General features: G+C 64.2%; 18 protein-coding genes and 1 pseudogene. 9 read left to right on the forward strand and 10 right to left on the reverse strand.

Going from position 1 to position 20,595, the window contains the following annotated elements; all coding sequences use genetic code 11:
* Positions 1 to 24 precede the first annotated feature (24 nt).
* Together HB778_RS15280 and HB778_RS15285 are read left to right on the forward strand one after the other, a co-directional pair.
* Positions 25 to 1,331: pseudogene (locus HB778_RS15280) on the forward strand (aminotransferase class III-fold pyridoxal phosphate-dependent enzyme).
* Complete coding sequence (locus tag HB778_RS15285) at positions 1,328 to 2,347, forward strand: phosphotransferase enzyme family protein (RefSeq protein ID WP_183464592.1); 1,020 nt, start codon at positions 1,328 to 1,330, stop codon at positions 2,345 to 2,347. The pseudogene HB778_RS15280 and the gene HB778_RS15285 overlap by 4 nt, the downstream one beginning before the upstream one ends.
* Positions 2,348 to 2,378: 31 nt before the next feature.
* Here the strand turns inward: HB778_RS15285 and hpaH are convergent, their stop codons facing one another.
* The 5 genes from hpaH to HB778_RS15310 are packed head-to-tail and all read right to left on the reverse strand — an operon-like array spanning position 2,379 to position 6,968.
* A complete protein-coding gene (gene hpaH, locus HB778_RS15290; RefSeq protein WP_183464593.1) occupies positions 2,379 to 3,185 on the reverse strand; it encodes a 2-oxo-hept-4-ene-1,7-dioate hydratase in 807 nt (268 codons plus the stop codon).
* Positions 3,182 to 4,048: a fumarylacetoacetate hydrolase family protein gene (locus tag HB778_RS15295; RefSeq protein WP_183464594.1), complete on the reverse strand. Its 867-nt coding sequence runs from the start codon at positions 4,046 to 4,048 to the stop codon at positions 3,182 to 3,184. Before HB778_RS15295 ends, hpaH begins: the two co-directional genes overlap by 4 nt.
* Positions 4,049 to 4,056: 8 nt before the next feature.
* On the reverse strand, positions 4,057 to 5,037 hold the full coding sequence (gene hpaD / locus HB778_RS15300) for a 3,4-dihydroxyphenylacetate 2,3-dioxygenase (RefSeq protein WP_183464595.1): 981 nt from the start codon (positions 5,035 to 5,037) through the stop codon (positions 4,057 to 4,059).
* A gap of 14 nt (positions 5,038 to 5,051) precedes the next feature.
* A complete protein-coding gene (gene hpaE, locus HB778_RS15305) occupies positions 5,052 to 6,569 on the reverse strand; it encodes a 5-carboxymethyl-2-hydroxymuconate semialdehyde dehydrogenase (RefSeq protein WP_183464596.1) in 1,518 nt (505 codons plus the stop codon).
* Between the two features lie 12 nt (positions 6,570 to 6,581).
* Positions 6,582 to 6,968: a 5-carboxymethyl-2-hydroxymuconate Delta-isomerase gene (locus tag HB778_RS15310; RefSeq protein ID WP_183464597.1), complete on the reverse strand. Its 387-nt coding sequence runs from the start codon at positions 6,966 to 6,968 to the stop codon at positions 6,582 to 6,584.
* A 104-nt stretch (positions 6,969 to 7,072) separates the two neighbouring features.
* Here HB778_RS15310 and hpaR point away from each other — a divergent pair, with 104 nt between their 5' ends.
* The gene (gene hpaR, locus HB778_RS15315) at positions 7,073 to 7,579 is read left to right on the forward strand and encodes a homoprotocatechuate degradation operon regulator HpaR (protein ID WP_183464598.1); all 507 of its coding nucleotides are present in this window, start codon (positions 7,073 to 7,075) and stop codon (positions 7,577 to 7,579) included.
* Between the two features lie 3 nt (positions 7,580 to 7,582).
* On the opposite strand, the gene HB778_RS15320 is transcribed toward hpaR, so the two are convergent.
* Positions 7,583 to 8,092, reverse strand: a complete 510-nt coding sequence (locus tag HB778_RS15320) for a flavin reductase (RefSeq protein ID WP_027040919.1) — start codon at positions 8,090 to 8,092, stop codon at positions 7,583 to 7,585.
* Positions 8,093 to 8,098: 6 nt separating this feature from the next.
* On the reverse strand, positions 8,099 to 9,643 hold the full coding sequence (locus HB778_RS15325) for a 4-hydroxyphenylacetate 3-hydroxylase N-terminal domain-containing protein (protein ID WP_183464599.1): 1,545 nt from the start codon (positions 9,641 to 9,643) through the stop codon (positions 8,099 to 8,101).
* A 93-nt stretch (positions 9,644 to 9,736) separates the two neighbouring features.
* Between HB778_RS15325 and HB778_RS15330 the strand changes: the two genes are divergently transcribed.
* Positions 9,737 to 10,606 carry a helix-turn-helix domain-containing protein gene (locus tag HB778_RS15330; RefSeq protein ID WP_183464600.1) on the forward strand — a complete coding sequence of 290 codons (870 nt, stop codon included), beginning with the start codon at positions 9,737 to 9,739 and terminating at the stop codon, positions 10,604 to 10,606.
* A 47-nt stretch (positions 10,607 to 10,653) separates the two neighbouring features.
* Here the strand turns inward: HB778_RS15330 and HB778_RS15335 are convergent, their stop codons facing one another.
* Together HB778_RS15335 and HB778_RS15340 are read right to left on the reverse strand one after the other, a co-directional pair.
* Complete coding sequence (locus HB778_RS15335) at positions 10,654 to 12,057, reverse strand: RtcB family protein (RefSeq protein ID WP_183464601.1); 1,404 nt, start codon at positions 12,055 to 12,057, stop codon at positions 10,654 to 10,656.
* A gap of 1,153 nt (positions 12,058 to 13,210) precedes the next feature.
* Positions 13,211 to 14,770: a vWA domain-containing protein gene (locus HB778_RS15340; protein WP_183464602.1), complete on the reverse strand. Its 1,560-nt coding sequence runs from the start codon at positions 14,768 to 14,770 to the stop codon at positions 13,211 to 13,213.
* A gap of 208 nt (positions 14,771 to 14,978) precedes the next feature.
* Between HB778_RS15340 and rtcR the strand changes: the two genes are divergently transcribed.
* Positions 14,979 to 16,577: an RNA repair transcriptional activator RtcR gene (rtcR, locus tag HB778_RS15345; RefSeq protein ID WP_183464603.1), complete on the forward strand. Its 1,599-nt coding sequence runs from the start codon at positions 14,979 to 14,981 to the stop codon at positions 16,575 to 16,577.
* A gap of 79 nt (positions 16,578 to 16,656) precedes the next feature.
* On the opposite strand, the gene HB778_RS15350 is transcribed toward rtcR, so the two are convergent.
* Positions 16,657 to 16,806, reverse strand: coding sequence for a hypothetical protein (locus HB778_RS15350; RefSeq protein ID WP_183464604.1), 150 nt, complete (start codon positions 16,804 to 16,806; stop codon positions 16,657 to 16,659).
* Between the two features lie 267 nt (positions 16,807 to 17,073).
* Here HB778_RS15350 and HB778_RS15355 point away from each other — a divergent pair, with 267 nt between their 5' ends.
* From HB778_RS15355 to HB778_RS15370, 4 genes are read left to right on the forward strand one after another with little or no spacing between them, the layout of a single operon-like run.
* On the forward strand, positions 17,074 to 18,168 hold the full coding sequence (locus HB778_RS15355; protein WP_183464605.1) for a transporter substrate-binding protein: 1,095 nt from the start codon (positions 17,074 to 17,076) through the stop codon (positions 18,166 to 18,168).
* On the forward strand, positions 18,165 to 18,767 hold the full coding sequence (locus HB778_RS15360; RefSeq protein ID WP_183464606.1) for an ANTAR domain-containing response regulator: 603 nt from the start codon (positions 18,165 to 18,167) through the stop codon (positions 18,765 to 18,767). Before HB778_RS15355 ends, HB778_RS15360 begins: the two co-directional genes overlap by 4 nt.
* Positions 18,745 to 19,653 (forward strand): ABC transporter permease, encoded by a 909-nt coding sequence (locus tag HB778_RS15365; protein ID WP_432421252.1) that lies wholly within the window; start codon positions 18,745 to 18,747, stop codon positions 19,651 to 19,653. The genes HB778_RS15360 and HB778_RS15365 overlap by 23 nt, the downstream gene beginning before the upstream one ends.
* Entirely contained in the window at positions 19,650 to 20,570 is a 921-nt protein-coding gene (locus tag HB778_RS15370) for an ABC transporter permease (protein ID WP_183464607.1), read from the forward strand. The genes HB778_RS15365 and HB778_RS15370 overlap by 4 nt, the downstream gene beginning before the upstream one ends.
* The last annotated feature ends 25 nt before the right edge of the window (positions 20,571 to 20,595 follow it).

The raw sequence follows: 20,595 nt of genomic DNA on the forward strand, positions 1-20,595 counted from the left end.
ACAACGGAGGTTTGGTACGCACAGATGGCTCAATCCCAGAAGAAAGCGGCTGGAGAAACGCTGATTAGCCGGCGTGGCCGCCTGCTCGGCGCGAAATCGCAATTGTTCTATGACGAGCCCGTGCATCTGGTGCGCGGCGAAGGCGTCTGGCTCTATGATGCCGACGGCCGCAAATATCTCGACGCCTACAACAATGTCGCCCATGTCGGCCATTGCCATCCGCATGTGGTTGAGGCGCTGTGCCGGCAGGCAAGCCTGCTCAACACCCACACGCGCTATCTGCACACCGCGATCCTCGACTACGTCGAACGGCTGACCGCGACCTTCGATGCCAGCCTGTCGACCGCCATCCTCACCTGCACCGGCAGCGAGGCCAACGACATCGCGCTGCGCATGGCGCAGGCGACATCAGGCCGGATGGGCATCATCGCCACCGACGCCACCTATCACGGCAACACCACGGCGGTCTCGCAGCTCTCAACCCGCATGCCGCCGGTCGGTGGCCGCGCGCCCTATGTCAGGCTGGTGCCGGCGCCCGACAGTTTTAGGCATCCCGACGCGATGGCCAACGGCAAAGCCTTTGGCGACGCCGTACGGGAAGCCATCGCTTCGCTGGCAAAGGACGGCATCGGACTGTCCGGCATGATCCTGTGTCCATTGCTTGCCAATGAAGGCTTCCCGACGCTTCCTCACGGGTTCTTCGACGACGCCGTGGCGGCGGTGCGCGAGGCGGGCGGGCTGGTCATCGCCGACGAAGTGCAGCCCGGCTTCGGCCGCACCGGCAGCCATTTCTGGGGCCATCAGCGCGCCGGCTTCCCCCCGACATCGTCACCATGGGCAAGCCGATGGGCAATGGCCACCCGGTCGCCGCCGTGGTGACCACCAAAGAGATCCTGGCGACGTTCCGCAATGCCTTCCGCTACTTCAATACGTTCGGCGGCAATCCGGTCTCCTGCGCGGTGGCCAACGCGGTCCTCGATGTGTTGGAAGACGAAAACCTCGTCGCCAACGCACACGATGTCGGCGCCTATGCGCTCGGCCTGCTACAGCCGCTGGCCGACCGCCATGACTGTATCGGCGAGGTCAGGGGCGCCGGCCTGTTCTTCGGCGCCGAGCTGGTCCGCGACCGTGAAACCCGCGAGCCCGCGCCCGACATCGCCGGGCGCGTCATCAACGCGATGCGCGACCGTGGCGTGCTGATGGGCAAGACCGGCATCCATGGCAATGTGCTGAAGATCCGCCCACCAATGCCGTTTTCCCGCGCCAATGCCGAGCTGCTGATCGGAACGCTCGACGAGGTGCTCGGCGAAGTCGGCGGAGTGACGGCGTGAACGTGGTTTCCGCGCGATCCGAGCCTGAGACGGCGGCGGATGTCACGGCGCTTGCCCGGCATGCGCTCGAGCATTGGGGCGTCCGCAACGCTGAGCCGGAGCTGCTGAAATACCGCGAGAACGCGGTCTTCCGCGTCCGCCTGGCCGATGGCCGGCCGGCCGCCATGCGCATCCATCGGCTTGGCTACCACTCCGATGCCGCGCTGCGCTCGGAACTGCAATGGATGGCCTTCCTGCAATCGGCCGGTGTCGCCACGCCATCCCCGGTGCCGACTTTAGCCGGCGATCTGTTCGTGCCCGTCGGCATCGGCACTTCGGCGCCGCGTCAGGTCGATTGTCTGAGCTGGCTGGAAGGCCGCGCCGTCGGCGCGCGCGGCGTGCCGCTTGATTACACGCCGCAACGCGCGCGAGAAGTCTTCACCGCCATAGGGCGAACCATCGCGCGCATGCACAATGCCGCCGCTAACTGGGTGCCACCACAAGGTTTTGCCCGCCACGCCTGGGATTTCGACGGTTTCTTCGGCCCAAACCCGACCTGGGGCCGCTTCGAGACCTGCCCGTTTCTGGACGATGCCAATCGCGACCTGGTCCGGCGTGCCCACAAGAAAGCGGTCGCGGCACTGTCGCGGCATGAGCGCAGCCCGCGCAATTTCGGCCTGATCCATGCCGATCTGGTGCGCGAGAACGTGCTGCTCGACGGCGACACCATAGAGATCATCGACTTCGACGATTGCGGCTATGGCTGGCACATGTATGACCTTGCCGTCGCGCTTTACCAGAACCGCGAGGAGGCGATCTATCCGCTGATCGAGGCCGCTCTGCTCGGCGGCTATCGGCAGGAGCGAGAGCTAACCGCACAGGACATCGCGGCGCTGCCCCTGTTCGCGGCGCTGCGTGCCTTCGCCTTTCTCGGCTGGGTGCAGAGCCGTGTCGAAGGCGACATCCCCAGGGAGGTCGGGCACCGCATGTCAATCATTGCGGCTGACGTGGTGATTGCCTACCTGCGCGGCGAATAGCGACGACTGACAGGGGCCGGCGGCGGAGCCGTCAGATCTTGGCGAAGTGGATGCTGACCGTGCCGGAACTGCCGAAGTCGGCGACGATCGTGTCACCCGGCCGCGCTTCGACTGGCCGCACGAACGAGCCCGACAGCACCACCTCGCCAGCCGCGATCGACATGCCGTAGCAGGCGAGCCGGTCGGCCAGCCAGGCGATGCCCATGGCCGGATGGTTGAGCACGCCGGCGCCGAGCCCGGTCTCCTCGACCTCGGCATTGCGCGAGACGATGGCGCCGATCCAGCGCATGTCGGCCTCATTAGGCCGCTGCGGCCGCCCGCCGATGACGATGCCGGCATTGGCGGCGTTGTCGGAAATCGTGTCGAAGAAGCTGCGCGCCTTCTTCGTCTCGGCATTGACGCGCTCGATGCGCGTATCGAGGATTTCCAGCGCCGGCGTGATGTAATCGGTGGCGTTGAGCACGTCGAAGATGGTCACGCCGGGACCTTTAAGCGGCGCCTTCATGACGAAGGCGATCTCGGCCTCGACGCGCGGCTGGATGAAGCGGCCGGCGGGAATGGTCGCGCCGTCGTTGAAGAACATGTCGTCGAACAGCACGCCGGAATCCGGCGTGTCGATGTTCAGCGCATATTGCATCGCCTTGGAGGTCAAGCCGATCTTCCAGCCCTTCGGCTTCAGCCCGGCATCGGTCTTGCGTTTCACCAATGCCGCCTGCACCCGATAGGCGTCTTCCATCGTCGCCTCGGGAAAATCGAGGCTGAGCAGCCGGATCTGCTTGCGCGAACGCTCGGCCTCGAACAGCCGCGCCGCGGCGTCTTCCACTTGTTCCGGGGTCATGCCGTTGCCTCGTCGACGACGCCGTTCCTGAGCACCCCAATGCCGTCCGCCTCGACCTCGATGACGTCGCCGGTCTTCAGCCAGATCGGCGGGTCGAAGCGGGCGCCGGCGCCCGTCGGCGTGCCGGTGACGATGATATCGCCAGGCACCAGCGTGGTGAAGGTCGAGATGTAGTTGATGATCTTGCGGAAGGAAAAGATCATCCGGCTGGTGCGATCCTGCTGGCGGATCTCGCCATTGACGCGCGTGGAGAGCGCGATGTCGGCGATCTGCGCCTCGTAGGTGAACGGCACCAGCCACGGCCCGATCGAGCCGGTGCGGTCGAAATTTTTACCTTGCGTGACGTTGAACTTGGCGTGCCGCACCCAGTCACGGATGGTGCCCTCGTTGCACAGCGACAGCGCCGCGATATGGCCGAGCGCATCCGCCTCGGCGATGCGCCGCCCGCTTTTGCCGATGACGATGACGATCTCGCCCTCATAGTCGAGCTGCGGTGATTCCGGCGGCCGCACCAGCGGCGTGCCATGGCCGACGAAGGAACGGGGGAAGCGGATGAACAGCGACGGGTTAGAGGGTGCCGCCTGCCCGTCCTTGTACTCCTCGTTGCGGTCCGGATAGTTGACGCCGACGCAGATGATCTTCTCCGGCGACGGGATCGGGATGTCGTGGGCGATGGCGTCGAGCGGGAAATCGACCGCAAAGGCCTCGGCCTCTTCCGCCAGCCGCCGCAAGGCGCCGGCTTCGATCACTTCGCGCAATGTCGGCCACTGGCTGTGGCGAGCCGACAGGTCGATGACACCCTTGTCGGTGACCGCGCCATAGCGGGTCTTGCCGTTGATGGTGAAGGTGGCGAGCCGGTTCATGGTGCTGCTCACGGCGCAATGATCGGCGATGCCGTCAGGTCCGGCTGGCGTGCCACTGCGCCGGCAAAGCTGCTGCCTTCCTCGAACCAGCTTTTCGGCGCCGGCGCGCCCCACAGCGTCTGGCGCTGCGGGTCCTTGAGGTCCCATTTGATCGGCTCGAGGTCAGGATCGACCGTCTGGTAGTCCGAGCAATAGATCTCGATGCGGTGGTTGTCCGGGTCCCGGACATAGAGGAAGAAGGCGTTGGAAATGCCGTGCCGGCCGGGGCCGCGTTCGATGTTCGGCAAATAGCCCGTCGTCGCCATCAAATCGAGCAGGTCGATGATGTTGAGCGGCGTCGGCACCCAGAAGGCGACATGGTGCAGGCGCGGCCCGACGCCATTGGTGAAGGCGATATCGTGGACACCGCCCTTGCGGTGCGTCCATGCCGCCCACAGCTTCCCGCTTGAGGCATCCTCGGTGTATTCGGTCACGCGAAAACCGAGCTCGTTGTAGAAGGCGACGGATTCGTCGACATTGGGCGAGAAGCAGTTGAAGTGGTCGATACGCAGCGGTTTCACGCCCTTGTAGAGCGCGTATTTCTGGTGGATCGGCGGCAGTCGCTCCATCTGCGCGTAGAATTCAAGCGGTATGCCGTGCGGATCCCGGGTGCGGAAGGTGCGCGACTGGTAGGGCCGCTCGACCCATTCCACCGGCAGGCCCTTGCCCTTGAAGAAGTGCACCGCCTTGTCGAGGTCGTCATCCGAAAAGACCTTGAAGCCGAGGTCGCGCGCTTCCGGCGTCGTTGCCTTGCGCAGCACGATGCAGTGATGGCCGCGCTCCTCCATGGCGCGCAAATAGATGGCGCCTGATGTCTCGTCGGTGACCTGCAGGCCGAGCGTGTCGACGTAGAAGGCGCGCGATCTGGCAAGGTCGGTGACCGCCAGCTCGACATGGCTGAGGCGCACGATGTTGAAGGCGGGATAGAGGTTGGGCTTGGGCAAGGGCATTCTGGTCTCCTCCGTCAGCCGCCGAGTTTCTGGATCGCGTGCGCCGTCGTTGCGAAGGCGACGTTCTTCGTCTCCATGTAGAAGTCGAAGGAATGGTCGCCGCCGTCGCGGCCGATGCCGGAATTCTTGGCGCCGCCGAACGGTGTCGGCAGATGGCGCACATTTTCCGAATTGACCCAGATCATGCCGGCGTCCAGCGCATCGGTGAAGCGGAAGGCGCGGGTCACGTCAGAGGTCCAGAGATAACCGGTCAGGCCATATTGCGTGTCGTTGGCGAGCGTCAGCGCCTCCGCCTCGTCCTTGAAGGCGATTGCCGTCAGAACCGGCCCGAAAATCTCCTCCTGGGCGATGCGCATCCTGTTGGTGGCGCCGGTGAACAGCGTCGGGCTGACATAGCAGCCGCCGCCCGGCCCGGCGAATTTGCCGCCGCCGGCGGCAACCACGGCACCCTCCGATCTGCCGATCTCGATATAGGACAGCACTTTCTCCTCATGCACCGGGTGGATCAGCGGACCGACCACGGTTTTGGGGTCGAGCGGGTGACCGATCTTGATGCGCTTGGCCTTCTCCGCCACCAGATCGGTGAACCGATCATACACGGAGGCTTCGACCAGAAGGCGCGATGACGAAGTGCAGCGTTCGCCGTTGAGCGAGTAGATCATGAACACCGCCGCATCCGCCGCGCGATCGAGGTCGGCATCGGCGAAGACGATCACCGGGTTCTTGCCGCCGAGCTCGAAATGCACGCGCTTCAGCGTGTCGGCGCCCTGTTTCATGATCATCGAGCCGGTGCGGCTTTCGCCGACAAAGCCGATCGCCTTGATGTCGGGATGTTCGGTCAGCGCCTTGCCGGCATGCTCGCCAAGGCCGTTGACCAGGTTCCACACGCCTTTCGGCAGGCCGGCCTCCTCGGCGATCTCGACCAGAAGCCGGGCGGTCAACGGCGAGAATTCAGCCGGCTTATGAACGACGGAGCAGCCTGCCGCCAGCGCCGGTGCGATCTTCCAGGTCGACAGCATGAACGGTGTGTTCCACGGCGTGATGATGCCGACCGGGCCGATCGGCACGCGGGTGGTGATGTTGACCTGGCCCGTGGTCCGCAACGTCTCGCCGTCGCGTGCTTCGGGCGCGCGGTCGGCGAAGAAGCGGAAATTCTCGGCACCCCGCAATGCCGCCTTGGCCATGAATTTCAGCGCCTGGCCGGTGTCCATGCACTCGACGAAGGCGATCTCCTCGGCACGCGCCTCGATCGCGTCGGCAATTCTGTGCAGCAGCTTCTTGCGTATCTCGCCCGGCATGGCGGCCCAGGCCGGGAACGCCGCCTTGGCCGCCTTGGCGGCTCGGTCGATGTCGGCGGTGCTGCCGCGAGCGACTTTTGCCAGCGGCTTGAGGTCGACCGGTGACAGGGTCTCGAACGTCGAGCCGTCGGCGGCCGGCACCGCCTCGCCGCCGATCTGGTTCAGCACGCCGTCTTTCTTGAAGCGGGCGAGATAGGCCTCGGCCTTTTTCAGATTGCCTTCGAGGTCGGACATGTCAGTTTTCCGTCACTTGCCACGCAGCCGCGGGTGGATTGCATTCTTCTTCCAGCTCAGCACCGGGTCGATTTCCCGGATCTCCAGCGACAGAGCGAAATGCGGGGTCTCGAACAGCGCGGCCAGATATTGGCTCACCGCCGCGAACACAGCCTCGCCGGTCCGCTTCTTGTCCTCGGCGCTGCGGCCGGTGCCGATGCGAAACGACATGTCGAGAAAGGCGTTTTCCGGCAGGCTGTCGGCAATGGCATAGGCCTCGGCGCGAAAGGCCCGCACCCGCACCGCGCCGGTCTCGAACAGCCCGGTGTCGAGCACGGTGCGCAACACCAGCGCGCACAATTCGCCCATGTCGACCTTGGCATCGAGATTGGCCGAATACTCGATGGAGAAGTGCGGCACGGCGTTTCGTTCCCTGGTCGCTTGTATTGTTGTAGTTAACGCGTTAATTACATGGGGTGTCGCCGAAGTCAAGCCTTGCATCCGGCCTGAGGCGACGATACGGGATGACTGTAACGGGCTTTGAGAGCAAGCGCCGGCGAAGCCTGCCGCCGATCGCAAGCCAGCGTTGGAGAGAATTTCACTTGCTGCCGGAAAACACCCGCCGCTCCTTGCCAATGGCGCTCCTTCATGCCCGCGAAGTGGTGATGGCGCGGTTTCGCCCGATGCTCGCCGCGCATGACGTGACCGAACAGCAATGGCGCGTGCTGCGCGTGCTGAGCGAGGCCGGCTCGGTCGAGGCGACGGAGCTGGCCGATCGCGCCTCGGTGCTGCCACCCAGCCTGACACGCATCATCAAGGCACTCGAGGGTCGAAAATTCATCACCCGCAACAAGGCGGAAGGCGACGGTCGCCGCGTTGTCCTGACCATCGCCCCGGCCGGCGCCGCCCTGATCGACGCCCTGTCGCCCGAGCGCCGCGTCATCTATGACGACATCGAGCGGCGCTTCGGCCATGAGAAATTGGAGCAGTTGCTCGACCTGCTGGAGACGCTGATCGACGGCGAGAGCTGAGGCTCACCCGCCAAAACTCCCCAGCCGCGTCGGCTGCGTGTAGTTGCGGTCGACATAGAGCAGCGCCGAACCGCCGCTGCCGTGCCTGACATCGATGACGCGGCCGATCATGACATTGTGCGTGCCGACGATGTGCACGTCCTCGATCTCGCAATCGAAATTGACGATCGCGTCCGACAGCGCCGGCGTGCCCGATGTCAGCGTCTGCCAGCGCGCCGCCGAATAGCGTGCCTCCATGTCCCTGGTCGCGCCGGCGAACTTTCCCGCCAGATGCATATGGTCATGCGTCAGCACGTTGACGCAGAAGCGCCGGTTGGCGAGGAACATGGCGGCCTGCGTCGAACGCCCGTTCATGCACACCAAGAGCGTCGGCGGCTCGTCGGAAACGCTGCACATGGCGGTGGCGGTGAAGCCGCCGCGCCCCGCCGGCCCATCGGTCGTGACGATGTTGACCGGCGCGCAGACCCTTGCCATGGCGTCGCGGAAATCGGTTTTCGAAATCTGCGTGGCCATCGGCGTTCACCCAGCCGGCGAAGCAAGTGGATCGAGCCAGGTATCATCAGTCCAGCCATTCTCGTCATAGTCGGCCATGCAAGAGTCGACGAGCTCCTCCATTGCCTTCAGCCGCCCGCCGCGTTCGGCGCCCTTCAGCACCTGCAGCCGCACCTCTTCCGGCGCGCCGGCATAATTGAGTTCATAAAGCGCGTGGCGGCCCCCGAACTCGGTGCCGGTCGCGTCCCACAGCAGCTTCATGATCTTGATGCGCTCGACATGGCCCATGTCGTTGGAGCCGCGCACATATTGCGCCAGATATTTGTCGATCTCGGGATTGTTGAAGTCGCGCACCGAAGACGGCAGGTAGATCAGCCCCGACGCGATCACGCGGCGCACCGTGTCGATGACGCGCGGATAGGCCTCCGACATGAAGGTCCGGTAGGCAAGTGCGGCGTCGAGATTGGGCAGCACCGCCCCATTCGCCCACGGGATCGGGTTATAGGCCATGGCATTGGAAAAGCTCCAGAACATGTGCCTGAGCGCAATCACCTCGCCAAGTGCGGCCTGGTTGCCGCGGAAAGCATCGCCGCCGGTGGCGCGCAGCGCCTTGGCCAGCAGGCCGGCGAGGAAGTCGAGCTTGACGGCAAACCGCGTGCAGCCCTGAAAGCAATAGCCATGCATGAACCCCGACGCCGGATGGAACGACAGGATCTTCTGCGCATCGCGCAGCACCAGCACGTCCTCCCAGGGGATGAAGACATCGTCGAGCACCAGGATCGCGTCGTTCTCGTCGAAACGCGACGACAGCGGATAGTCGAAGGGGGCTGCCACCGTGTTGGCCGTCTGCTCATAGGAGACGCGGCAGAACATCTTGATCCCCGGCGCGTTCATCGGCACGATGAACATCACCGACAGCGACGGGTCCTCGGTAACGGTCGCCGAGCCCTGCGCCAGGAAATTGTAGTGCGTCAGCGCCGACGACGTCGCCACCACCTTGGCGCCCGAGACATAGATGCCGGCATCCGTCTCCTTGGTGATGTGGACGAACACATCCTTCACCTGCTCGGCCGGCTTGTGGCGGTCGATCGGCGGGTTGACGATGGCGTGGTTCATGAACAGCACGGCTTCCTGGGCTCTGCTGTGCCAGGACAGCGCATTGTCCTTGAACGGCCCGTACCAGTCGGCATTGGCGCCGAGCGTGTTCATCAGCGCCGCCTTGTAGTCGGGCGTACGCCCCATCCAGCCATAGGACATGCGCGACCACTCGGCGATCGCCGTCTGCTGGGCAGCGAGTTCGCCCGAGGATTTGGCGACGCGGAAATATTTGTGGGTGTAGCCGCCCGAACCGGTGTCGGTGGCCGAGGTCAGCGTGTCGCGCCGTTTCGGATCATGCAGCGCATCGTAAAGCCGCGCCAGCGACCGCACGGAATTGCGCATCGCCGGGTGCGTGGTGACGTCGGCGACGCGTTCGCCGTTGATATATACCTCGCGGCCGTCGCGCAGGCTCTCCAGATATTCGGCGCCGGTGAACGGGCGCGCTTTGTCCGCACGAAAATCTTCTGACCGCATGATGTTCCTCCACTGATAACGTCGATCCTAGCGCTCGGGCCGTGGATCGGTTATGGACGGAACGGCAAAACCGATTGGACTTTTTTCGGCGCAATGAGCCAGAATTCCATTCCCGATTTCTTCGTCTACGGCGAGCCGGTGCGGCCGCTCGATGTCGGCTTCCTGCACGTCGAAACAGTGCTGGCGCGCAGCAACATCCATCTCGGTCAGGTCGCGGCGCATAAGCATCCGCAGATGGGCCAGATCACCTACTGGACCAGCGGCTCCGGCACCTACCGTATCGAGGACCGGTCCTGGGACTTTTCGGCGCCCGCCGTCAGCTTCGTGCCGAGCACCATCGTGCATGGCTTCTCGATCGGCCCCGGCACCGACGCCATCGTCGTCTCGGTCGCCGACGATGCGCTCGCCGTAATCGCGGGTCACAGCCTGCTGCCATTGGACAGGCCGGTATTCACTGACGGCCTTCCGGACCGGGCCGCATGGAAGCAGTTGGCGGCGGTGCTGGAGATGATCGCCGCCGAATACACCGAGGCGCAAGCCGGCAACGACAAGATCCTGCCGGCGCTGATCGCTGTCGCACTCTCCCACATCGCACGTCTCGCTCCGGCGACCGTCGCAGCCGCCCAATCCTCTGAAGCTTCTCTGGCACTCGGCCTGCGCCGGCTTGTCGACGCACACTTCCGCGACAACTGGCCAGTCGACCGCTACGTCGAGACGCTGGCCACGACACCGCATCTTCTCGACAAGGCCGCCCATGCTGTGCTGGGCAGCGGCGTCAAGCGTGTGGTCAGCGAACGGCGGCTGCTGGAAGCCAAACGCCTGCTGCTGTTCACCGTGCGCACGGTCGAGGACATCGCCTACGAGATCGGTTTTGATGATCCCGCCTATTTCTCCAGGTTCTTTCGTGAGCGGGTCGGCGAGGCACCCGCCGCCTGGCGCCGGAAGCAGTTGCAAGGGCACTGATCGCGTGTTGGCGGATGCGGACCTTGCGGCCCGCATCCTGTTTCCGGCTAACGCCCCTGCTGCTGGCGCGCTTCCCGCTTCTTGCGCCATGGCGCGTTGGCTTCCCAGTCGCCGGCCATGATACAGCCATAAGGCAGCACCTCGTCGACGACCTCTGCCAGACCAAAGTGCTCGATCTGGCGGCGCATCGAGGCCGCGTTCTTGTAGGCGCTCGGCAGCTCCGAAATATCCGTCACGCCGGAGAAGAAGCGGGCATCGATGCCTTTCGTCTCCTCAGCGAAGATATCGGCGTCGCTGCGCCCCGCCTGCATGCGCCGGTGCTGGGTGCGCGAGAAATTGCGCCCGGCGCCGTGCGGCGAGAAGCCAAGTCCGTGCGCCGCGTTCTTGCCGCGCACGATCAACACCGGCTCCGCCATGTTGAGCGGGATCAGCGTCAGATCGGTCGCGTCGTCGGCCCAGTTGTCGAAGGCCGGCGTGGCGCCCTTGCCGTGGTAGAACAGCCCGTCCGAACGGCGGAAGACGAAGTTGTGTTCGTTCCAGAACCGGTTCGACACCTTCGCAGCCAGCTTTTCGGCCGCCAGGTCGTGGATGAGCATGTGGTTGCCCTTGGTCCATTCGCGGATCGTTTGCAGGGCCTCCCAATAGTCATCGCCTTCCCGTGTATCGGCCGGAATCCAGGCGTTCTGCGGCAAGGTCTCCGGCGACAGCGTCTTGCGCACACCCTCGGCGATCTTCATGCCCTTGCTGTAGAGCCGCGCACCCGGCGAGCGCGAGCCGTGATGCGTAACCAGCGCCGTCTCGCCGCTCGACTTCAGCGTGCCGACATAGGCGAAATGGTTGCCGTCGCCCTGCGTGCCGAAATGCTCGATCGCGGCACTGGTCAGGTCGCGCAGCAAGGGGTTGGCCTCGAAACGCTCGAAGACCTCCTTGACCGGCCGGATCTGCTGGCCGCGCGGACGCCCACCCGGTCCGAAATGGGTGACCCCATGAACGGCATCGAGCAACACGGCCGGCGCGACGCCGGGAAACACCGAGATCGCCATCGAGCAGCAGATGTCGGCCGAATGCATGCCGGGATGGATCGCCTCCGACACCGCGACGCCGCCGACCGGAATCGTGCCCGACGGACCGGCCGGGCAGGCATCCGGCATGATGGCGCCGGCGCGGATCATCGGCGTGCGCATCAGCTCGGCCATCGAGCGCATCACCGCCTCGACATTGGCGGCCTCGTCAGGCGTTTCGGCCTCGATGTTGAGATGCAGCGGCATCGAGGAGGCGGCATGCAGCTTCATGGCCGGCGGCGGCGCGAAAGTACGCGCGGCCTCCAGCGCATCGCCCTGCGATCCGCCGTTCTCCAGCACGGCATTGGCGGCGGCGAGCGCCTTGCCGAACCACTTGCCCTGCGGCATGCCGGCGTCGATCAAATCCTGTCCACTCAAAATCTCGGTCATGTCTTTCACTTTCGGTCCATATCAAGCACTGCGTATTGCGGACGGACGACAAGGGAATGCGAGACATCTTTTCCGCCACTTCGCGAAGCTGCGAAGGAGGGACACGAACCCTCACGCCTTTCGGCACCCGCTTTCCTGAAGCGAGCCGCGTCTACCTGTAGTCTCGCAGGCATTCGTCCTGTTCATTCGGTCTGGCGACAAGGGTCGGCAAGACAATAACTGAGCTACTTCCATCCTGAGACGGAAGGGATGGTTTGAACATCCGACCTTCCGCGACTTTCGCCGCGGACGCTCTGTCCCTGTAGTCCTGCCTGCATTCGCCATTCATTCTCTTCCCTCGGCGGGCGACAAGTCGATGCGAGAAACCGATCGATCAACCGACCGACGGGCGGATTCTGAACCGCCAGATCCCAATGTATTCCCGCAGGCATTCGCCCTGTTCAATCGGCTGGCGACAAGGATCGGCAAGACGACGCTTGACTGCGCCACCCCGCTCCACGGAGCGGGAGAGTGATTTGAACACCCGACCTCCCGCCTTTCGGCGGGCGCGCTACCTGTAGTCCTGCCTGCATTCGCCATGTATTCGCGTCGCCGCGGCGACAAGGGATGATGAAACACCGGGAGTCCCGCTCGTGCCAGAGAGCGCCAGCAAGGTGAGGAGTCGAACCTCACGGAGCATCCCGTTATGGTGCTGTAGTTCCATCCGGCATTCGCCGCGGCTGTTCCTTGCGAGGTGTGACGACAAGTCTGTTGTGAAACTGCCTTTCTGCTCTACCGACTGAGCTACGGAGCCGATTGGCAGCTCCGGCAGGAATCGAACCCGCGACCCGAAAGTTAGGATGTAGTTCCACAGGCATTCGTCACGCCGTTTGTTGAGTCCCTTTCTGTCCAGTTGCGAACGAAGCCGCGCAAAAAAGTCGTCGGGCATGACGACAAGGTTTGACGAAACGTCCCGCTCTACCGCTGAGCTACGGGTCCATAGTGGCGAACCCGACGGGATTCGAACCCGCGACCTGGAGGTGAACAGCCTGTAGTTCCATCGGCATTCGTCATGCCCAGAAAATTTGTTCCGGTGGTCCCGGCGGGCGCACCGCCGGGACCTTTTGTTTGACGCAATTCCGGACGGAAAAGCGCTCACTTTTCCTGGAATTGCTTAGAGTTCGACCGCCTCGATCGTGCGCACCCAATGGTCCGGGTCGCCGCTCGAGGACAGCATCGTGCCCACCACATCGAAGACGCGGTCGGAGAAACCACCGACATTCAATATGTCGGCCCGCGGCTTGGCCTGCGTCGTCGCATAGGGCTGGATGTCGATGCAGACCAGCTTGGCTGCCGGGTTCAACCCCTTCAGCTTCTGCCATTCCTGCATCGTCGCCGTCCCCTGATGCGCATGCGCTGTCGCATCCACCCAGGACTGGTTGTCCGACACGAACACCACCAGGTCGACATCAGCCTTCTCACGCACCAGCCGTGCCAGCGGAGCCGAACAGTTGGTTCCGCCACCACCGATGGCGGCAAGCTTTGCGGCGTTGGTCATCACCGTGTCGCGAGCGTTGAGGCGGATATCCACCACATCGTTCTCGAACGGCAAGACCCTCGCCGTCGGGTTGCGTCGCAGCATCGCGGCGGCCACCAAGGCAGCCACGTCGATGCAACGCACGGCCGAGGTCGCGCCCTTGCGGTAACCGGTCGCCGGCGAGCCCATCGAGCCCGAAACGTCCGGACACACGACCACCTTGCCCTTGATGCGGGGCACGTTGCCGAGCGCAATTTCCATTGCATCCTGCAGCGCGTCTCTGACCACGCCGGGCACCTCCGCACCGGCCATGGTGAACGCCACCATGAGCTGATACGGGAACACCCGAGCACGCCGGACCTCTTCCGGGTCACGCAGCCGCGCCGCCAGCTTTTCGCCGAAACCTTCCACTTCGAACACGCCGTTGCGGGCGAAAGTGTTCAGGTTCTGGCGCAGCATCTGCCAGCCGGCCGTCGCCGCGATCTGCACCCAATGCTCCCGCGACAGCGGCATCGAGGTGAGCATCTGGAACGGCACTTCCGGCACGGGCAGCGACGGATCACGCTTGAAGGCCTCGAATGCCTTGACCACGTCCGGCAGCACCGCCACATCATGCGGCTTGCCGATCAGGTAGCCATAAAGCGCCTCACGCGACGCCGACTTCGGCTTCGGGTGAACCATCTTGATGACATCGGCCAGCGACGGATCATTGCCGACCGCGGCCCGCATGATCTCGAAGTCGGCCGCCTGCTCAAGCCACGCCTGGACAAGCCGCTTCGGCCGCGTGCCGAGCGACTTGCGCCCGGTGGCGCCCGAACGCATGACCTGCACGAAGTTGCGCAGCATCTTGCCGTTCCTGACGATACGCCCGAAAGCCCGGTTGAACTCGTCACCCTGCATCGCGGACAGAACGGCCAGCAGCAGTGCCGGCATGTCCTTCATGTAGCCCTGCTCGGAAGCGTGGACGGCGGTGCGCGCCAGGAACCCCGGCTCGACCTGCCACGCCAGCTTCAGCACTTCGTCCAGCTGCTCACGCGGCTCGGCATAGAAGGTCGCGTTGAACGTGCCCGTCGCCGCTAGCTGCGCCAGGGCCTGATGCGGCGACAGGCGGTAAGCCCTGGCGCCTTCACGGTTCCTGGCATCAGCCGGCGGGAGCAGCTTTCCTGCAATCGTCGCAAACACGGATTTGTTCGCCATTGTTCTCATCCTTCATTTTCACACCAGCATCATTGCAGGCAGCGTGCCAGTTTGAAGAATGAGCGCGTATCGATCCGCTCAAATTCAGCTAGTTATTTGATTCAACAAGGAAATAAAAACGAGCTGACAGCTATGCTCCCTCTGGCCTTGTCCAGGGGAGAGCCTGTATAGTGATCTAAAAATCTCGCAACTTATATCACAGGATAAAATGAAACGACGCGTTGCGATTGGCATTCTCGGCACAACGCTCGATGCCGGCCGTACCGAAGACCGCTGGCGGAAGTGGCGGCCAACGGTTGCGCTGTGCCAGCAGCCGGGATTGTTCATCGATCGGCTGGAGCTCATCCATGGGACCCAGTCGCGGCAACTGGCCACGCAAATCATTGCCGACATCGAGCAGGTCTCGCCCGCCACCGAGGTCAGGCCGCATCTGATCAGCATGCGCGACCCCTGGGATTTCAGCGAGGTCTACACTGGCCTGCGCGATTTCGCCCGCGCCTATCAATTCGATCCGGAGAAGGAAGACTACCTCGTCAACATCACCACCGGCACCCATGTCGCGCAGATCTGCTGGTTCCTGCTCACCGAGGCGCACTTCATCCCGGCGCGGCTGCTACAGCTTTCGCCGCGCAAGGAGGGGCGTGACGAGGACGTCTCCGGCAGCCATTCAATCATCGACCTCGATCTGTCGCGATACGATGCGATCGCCACGCGCTTCACCGCCGAGCACGACGAGGCGACATCCTTCCTGAAGTCGGGCATTGCCACCCGCAATCCCGCGTTCAACCAGATGATCGACCAGATCGAGAAGGTGACGATCCGCTCGCGCGCGCCGGTTTTGCTCACCGGCCCGACAGGCGCGGGCAAGTCGCAGCTGGCCAGGCGTATCTACGAGCTCAAGAAAGCACAGCGACAGGTTTCCGGCGCCTTCATCGAGGTCAATTGCGCGACTTTGCGCGGCGACCAGGCGATGTCGACCCTTTTCGGTCACGTCAAGGGCGCCTTCACCGGCGCCCAGAACGAGCGTGCCGGGCTGATGAAGTCGGCCAACAAGGGCGTGCTGTTCCTCGACGAGATCGGCGAGCTTGGCCCCGACGAGCAGGCCACGTGCCTGCGCGCCATCGAGGAAAAGCGCTTCCTGCCGGTCGGCGCCGACCAGGACGTGATGTCGGATTTCCAGCTTCTGGCCGGCACCAACCGCGATCTGTCGATCGGCGTGAAGGAGGGCAAGTTCCGCGAGGATCTTTTTGCGCGCCTGAACCTGTGGACCTTCCAGCTGCCGGCGCTGCGAGACCGCAAGGAAGACATCGAGCCGAACCTCGACTTCGAGCTGCGCCGCTTCGGCGAGCGGGAGGGACAGAACGCCACCTTCAATAAGGAAGCCCGTGACCTCTATCTGAAATTCGCCGTGGCGCCGGAGGCGATGTGGCGCGCCAATTTCCGCGATCTCTCGGCCTCGGTGACCCGCATGGCGACACTGGCGCCGCTCGGCCGCATCAACGAGGAGACGGTGCGCGACGAGATCGAACGTCTGGCCAAACTCTGGCGTGCCGGTGAGGCCGACGACCGGGAGGCCATTCTTGGGGAGGTGCTCGGTCCCGAGCGGCAAAGCCAGATCGACATTTTCGACCGGGCGCAGCTGGCAACCGTGATGGCGGTCTGCCGCGACAGCAATTCGATCAGCGCCGCCGGCCGGAAACTTTTTGCCGTCTCGCGGCTGCAGAAGACCAGCGGCAACGATGCCGACCGGCTGCGCAAATATCTCATGCGCTTCGACCTCAGCTTCGAGGACATCGCCCGGAAGTGACAGGTATTTTGGTAAGGCGCGCGAAAGCGGCGCACCGGCATGCGCAGGGTGAGCCCACGACGCTAAGACCCACCGGGGATTATTCGAAATACTCAAGAATGATGATGTAGCCAGCTAAGACAGGCAACCTGACATCGTCATGGTACTCTCTGTTGATTACTTCGCGCTCCGGCTGCCAGATGACGTTAACGACGCGACCGCCGTTGTCAGCAGCCTCATTGAGCTTCAAGTGAAGCACCCTGGCGTCGTCGGGGCAAGTCTCACAGCATAGCGCAATGGCATTGGACCTCCCATGGGTTCAGTTTAGGTGGATCGCGACAAGCGACGGCCTCAAAATTTCAGACCGGGACACTATCCACTTTCCCGCTTGACTGACCAGCCGGACCGAATACCCTAAGGCCAAATACCGGCTCTGATCGCCGGGCGGCAAGAATGCCTCGTATGCCTCGCCCTTTGCGGCGCTGGCTGCGGGGCATTTTCATTTCTGGGGTCCTGTTTGAAGCGGCGCATCGAGATCGGCATCCTCTATTCCCGTTCGGGCAGCTATCAGCTCGTCTCCGATGCGTGCCGCATGGGCGCCATGCGCGCCATCGCCGACATCAATGCCGACCGCGGCTCAGGTATCGAGCTGGTGCCGGTCGAGCGCGATCCGCAAAGCAATGCCGACCGCTACGCGACGCTCTGCGAGGACATTTTCAAGACCAGCAGCGCCCGCCACGTCGTCGGCTGCGTCACCTCCTGGAGCCGCAAGGAGACCATCCCTGTGCTGGAGAAGGCGGGCGGCATGCTCTGGTACGCCTGTCCCTATGAGGGCTTCGAGGCCAATGAGCATGTCGTCTACATGCACGCCTGCCCCAACCAGCACCTGGTGCCGCTGATGGCGCATGTCGTGCCGCGCTTCGGCGCCAATGGCTTCCTGCTCGGCTCGAACTATATCTGGGGCTGGGAGATGAACCGCGTGGCGCGCGACCTGATCGCGGACGCTGGTGGCAAGGTGCTGGGTGAGCGCTATCTGCGCGTCGGCGAGACCGATGTTTCGCGTCTAATCGCCGAGATCCGGGCGACACGGCCGAGCTTCATCCTCAACAATCTGATCGGCACCTCGTCCTACGCCTTTCTGGCCGCCTATCGCGATCTGGGCGACGAGGATGCGGCCTTCCGTCCGGAAAACTGCCCGGTCATCTCCTGTAACCTCACCGAGGGCGAACTGCCGGCGATCGGCGAAACGGGGAAGGGGCATTTGTCGGTCGGGCCGTATTTCGCGCCACGGCCGGCAGCGTTTGCCTCGTCCTTCGAGGCCTCCGCCTATGCCTCGGTGCAGGTGATGGCCGACGTGCTTGCGCGCGATCCTGAGGCCGGTCCAACGGAATTCTCGAAGATTTTCGCCGCACGGCGCTTTTCCACCCGGATCGGGCCGATCGCCATCGACGCCCACACCCAGCACGCGACGCTGCCGGTCATCATCGGGCGGATCGCCGACGGCTTCTTCGAGGTCGTCAGCCGCGAGGACGAGGTCGCGCCGGATCCCTATCTGTCGCGCTACGATCCCGCAAAGACATTTGGCCGTCCGCGCCTGCGGGTGGTGTCGTGACCAGGACGCCGCGCATCCCCAATCTCGGCGGCGCCAGGGCCTTCATCCTGCATCGCCCGCATCCGACGGTGCAGGCGATCACCCGGCAATTGTCGGCGATCGGCCTGGTCACGCTCGATTGCTGGCCGGAACTGCCGCCCGAAGCGCTCGCGGCCGATTTCGTCTTCTTCGACGCCGATCTCGGGTTCGATGAGCAATTCCCGTGGAAAGCCGGCGAGGCGCCGATGCCGCTGGTGGCGCTGATCGGCTCCGAGGCGCCGGGCCGCATCGAATGGGCATTGTCGCACAAGGCCGACGCGCAACTCTTGAAGCCGGTCGGCACTGCCGGCGTCTACAGCGCGCTGCTGATCGCGCGGCAGAGTTTCGAGGCGCGAAAACATTTAGCCGGCGAAATCGCCTCGCTGCGCCAGCGCGTCGCCGAGCGGCAGACGATCGTGCGCGCGGTGGCGGCACTGTCGAAGGGCACCGATGACGAGCGCGCCTATGCGCAGCTGCGCTCGCTGGCGATGAGCTGGCAGATCAGCGTCGAGGATGCCGCGCGCCGGATCGTGGCGATGACGGATGAGGAAGGCGGCGATGACCAGTCCCATCGCGCCTGATCTGTCGGCAACAGTGCGCATGCCGGCCAAGCCGCGCGCCGGTGTCTGGCGCCGGCTGGTCAGGCGCCGTCTGGCTCTGCTCGGCCTGGTGATCGTCGCCATTGTCGTCGCCGGCGCCGTTCTGGCGCCTTGGCTGACCGGCTACGATCCCAACGAGCAGATGTTCGACGGCCTGACCATCGAGGGCTCGCCGCTGCCGCCGGATGGCAAATTCTGGCTCGGCACCGACCTGCTCGGCCGCGACCTGTTGACCCGCATCCTCTATGGCGCCCGCACCTCGCTGATCATCGGCATCGTTGCCAATGGCGTGGCGCTTTTCATCGGTACGCTGGTCGGCGTCACCGCCGGCTATTTCCGCGGCTGGGTCGGCAGTGCGCTGATGCGTTTCACCGATCTGATGATGGCGTTTCCGGCGTTGCTGCTTGCTATTTGCCTGGCGGCGGTGTTCCAGCCGAGCCTGTGGATCGTCGCCATGGTCATTGCGCTGGTCAACTGGGTGCAGACGGCGCGCGTCATCTACACCGAGACCTCCTCGCTCGCCGAACGCGAGTTCATCGATGCCGAGCGCACCATCGGCGCCGGCGCGCCGCGCATCCTGTTTCGCCACATCCTGCCGCATCTCCTGCCGACCATCATCGTCTGGGGCACGCTTGGCATTTCGACCACGGTGCTGCTCGAAGCGACGCTCTCCTTCCTCGGTATCGGCGTGCAGCCGCCGACCGCGTCGTGGGGCAACATCATCTTCGAGAACCAGACCTATTTCCAGGCAGCACCCTGGCTGGTGTTCTTCCCGGGTGCCGCGATCCTGGCGCTGGCACTGGCCTTCAACCTGATCGGCGACGCGCTGCGCGACATACTCGACCCGACGCAGAGGGGTCGGGCATGATCGCCTATCTCGGCCGCCGCCTGATCCAGTCGCTGCTCATCCTGCTCGGTGTCTCGCTGATCACCTTTGCGCTGCTCTATCTCCTGCCGGCCGACCCGGTGCGCCAGATCGCCGGCCGCAGCGCCACGCCGCAGACGGTCGAGAACATCCGCCAGCAGCTCGGCCTCGACCAGCCCTTCATCGTCCAGTACTGGCACTATCTCACCAGGCTCGTCAGTGGCGATCTCGGCCGCTCCTACATCCAGCGCTCCGAAGTCACCGAGCTGATCGTCTCGCGCCTGCCGGCGAGCCTGCTTCTGATGCTCGGCGCCATCCTGTGCGAGCTGCTGATTGGGCTCTCCATGGGCCTGATCGCCGCCGTCAAGCGCGGCACGGCGACCGACCAGACGCTGATGGTCGCCTCCTTCGTCGGCGTCTCGGCGCCGCAATTCGTTGTCGGGCTTTTGCTGCTCTACGTCTTTGCGGTGCGGCTGAGCTGGTTTCCGATCGGCGGCTACGGCACCTGGCGCCATCTTGTGCTGCCGTCGCTGACCATGGGCATACTCGGCGCCGGCTGGTACGCGCGCATGATGCGCTCGTCGATGATCGACGTGCTGCGCCAGGATTATGTCCGCACGGCCCGCGCCAAGGGCCTGGCGCGTAGCGCCATCATTTTCCGCCATGCGCTGCCCAACGCCATCCTGCCGGTCATCGCCATGATCGGCATCGACATCGGCATCTTCATGGGTGGCATCGTCGTCGTCGAAAGCGTGTTCGGCTGGCCCGGCATCGGCCAGCTTGCCTGGCAGGCCATCCAGCGGGTCGACATCCCGATCATCATGGGCGTCACGCTGGTCTCGGCCTTCGCCATCGTGCTCGGCAATCTCTTGGCCGACATCATCGCGCCCTTCATCGACCCCCGTATCAAACTCAGATGAGCATCAAGCTCAAACCAGAAAACAA

Source organism: Mesorhizobium huakuii (assembly GCF_014189455.1).
In the GTDB taxonomy this organism is placed as follows: domain Bacteria; phylum Pseudomonadota; class Alphaproteobacteria; order Rhizobiales; family Rhizobiaceae; genus Mesorhizobium; species Mesorhizobium huakuii_A.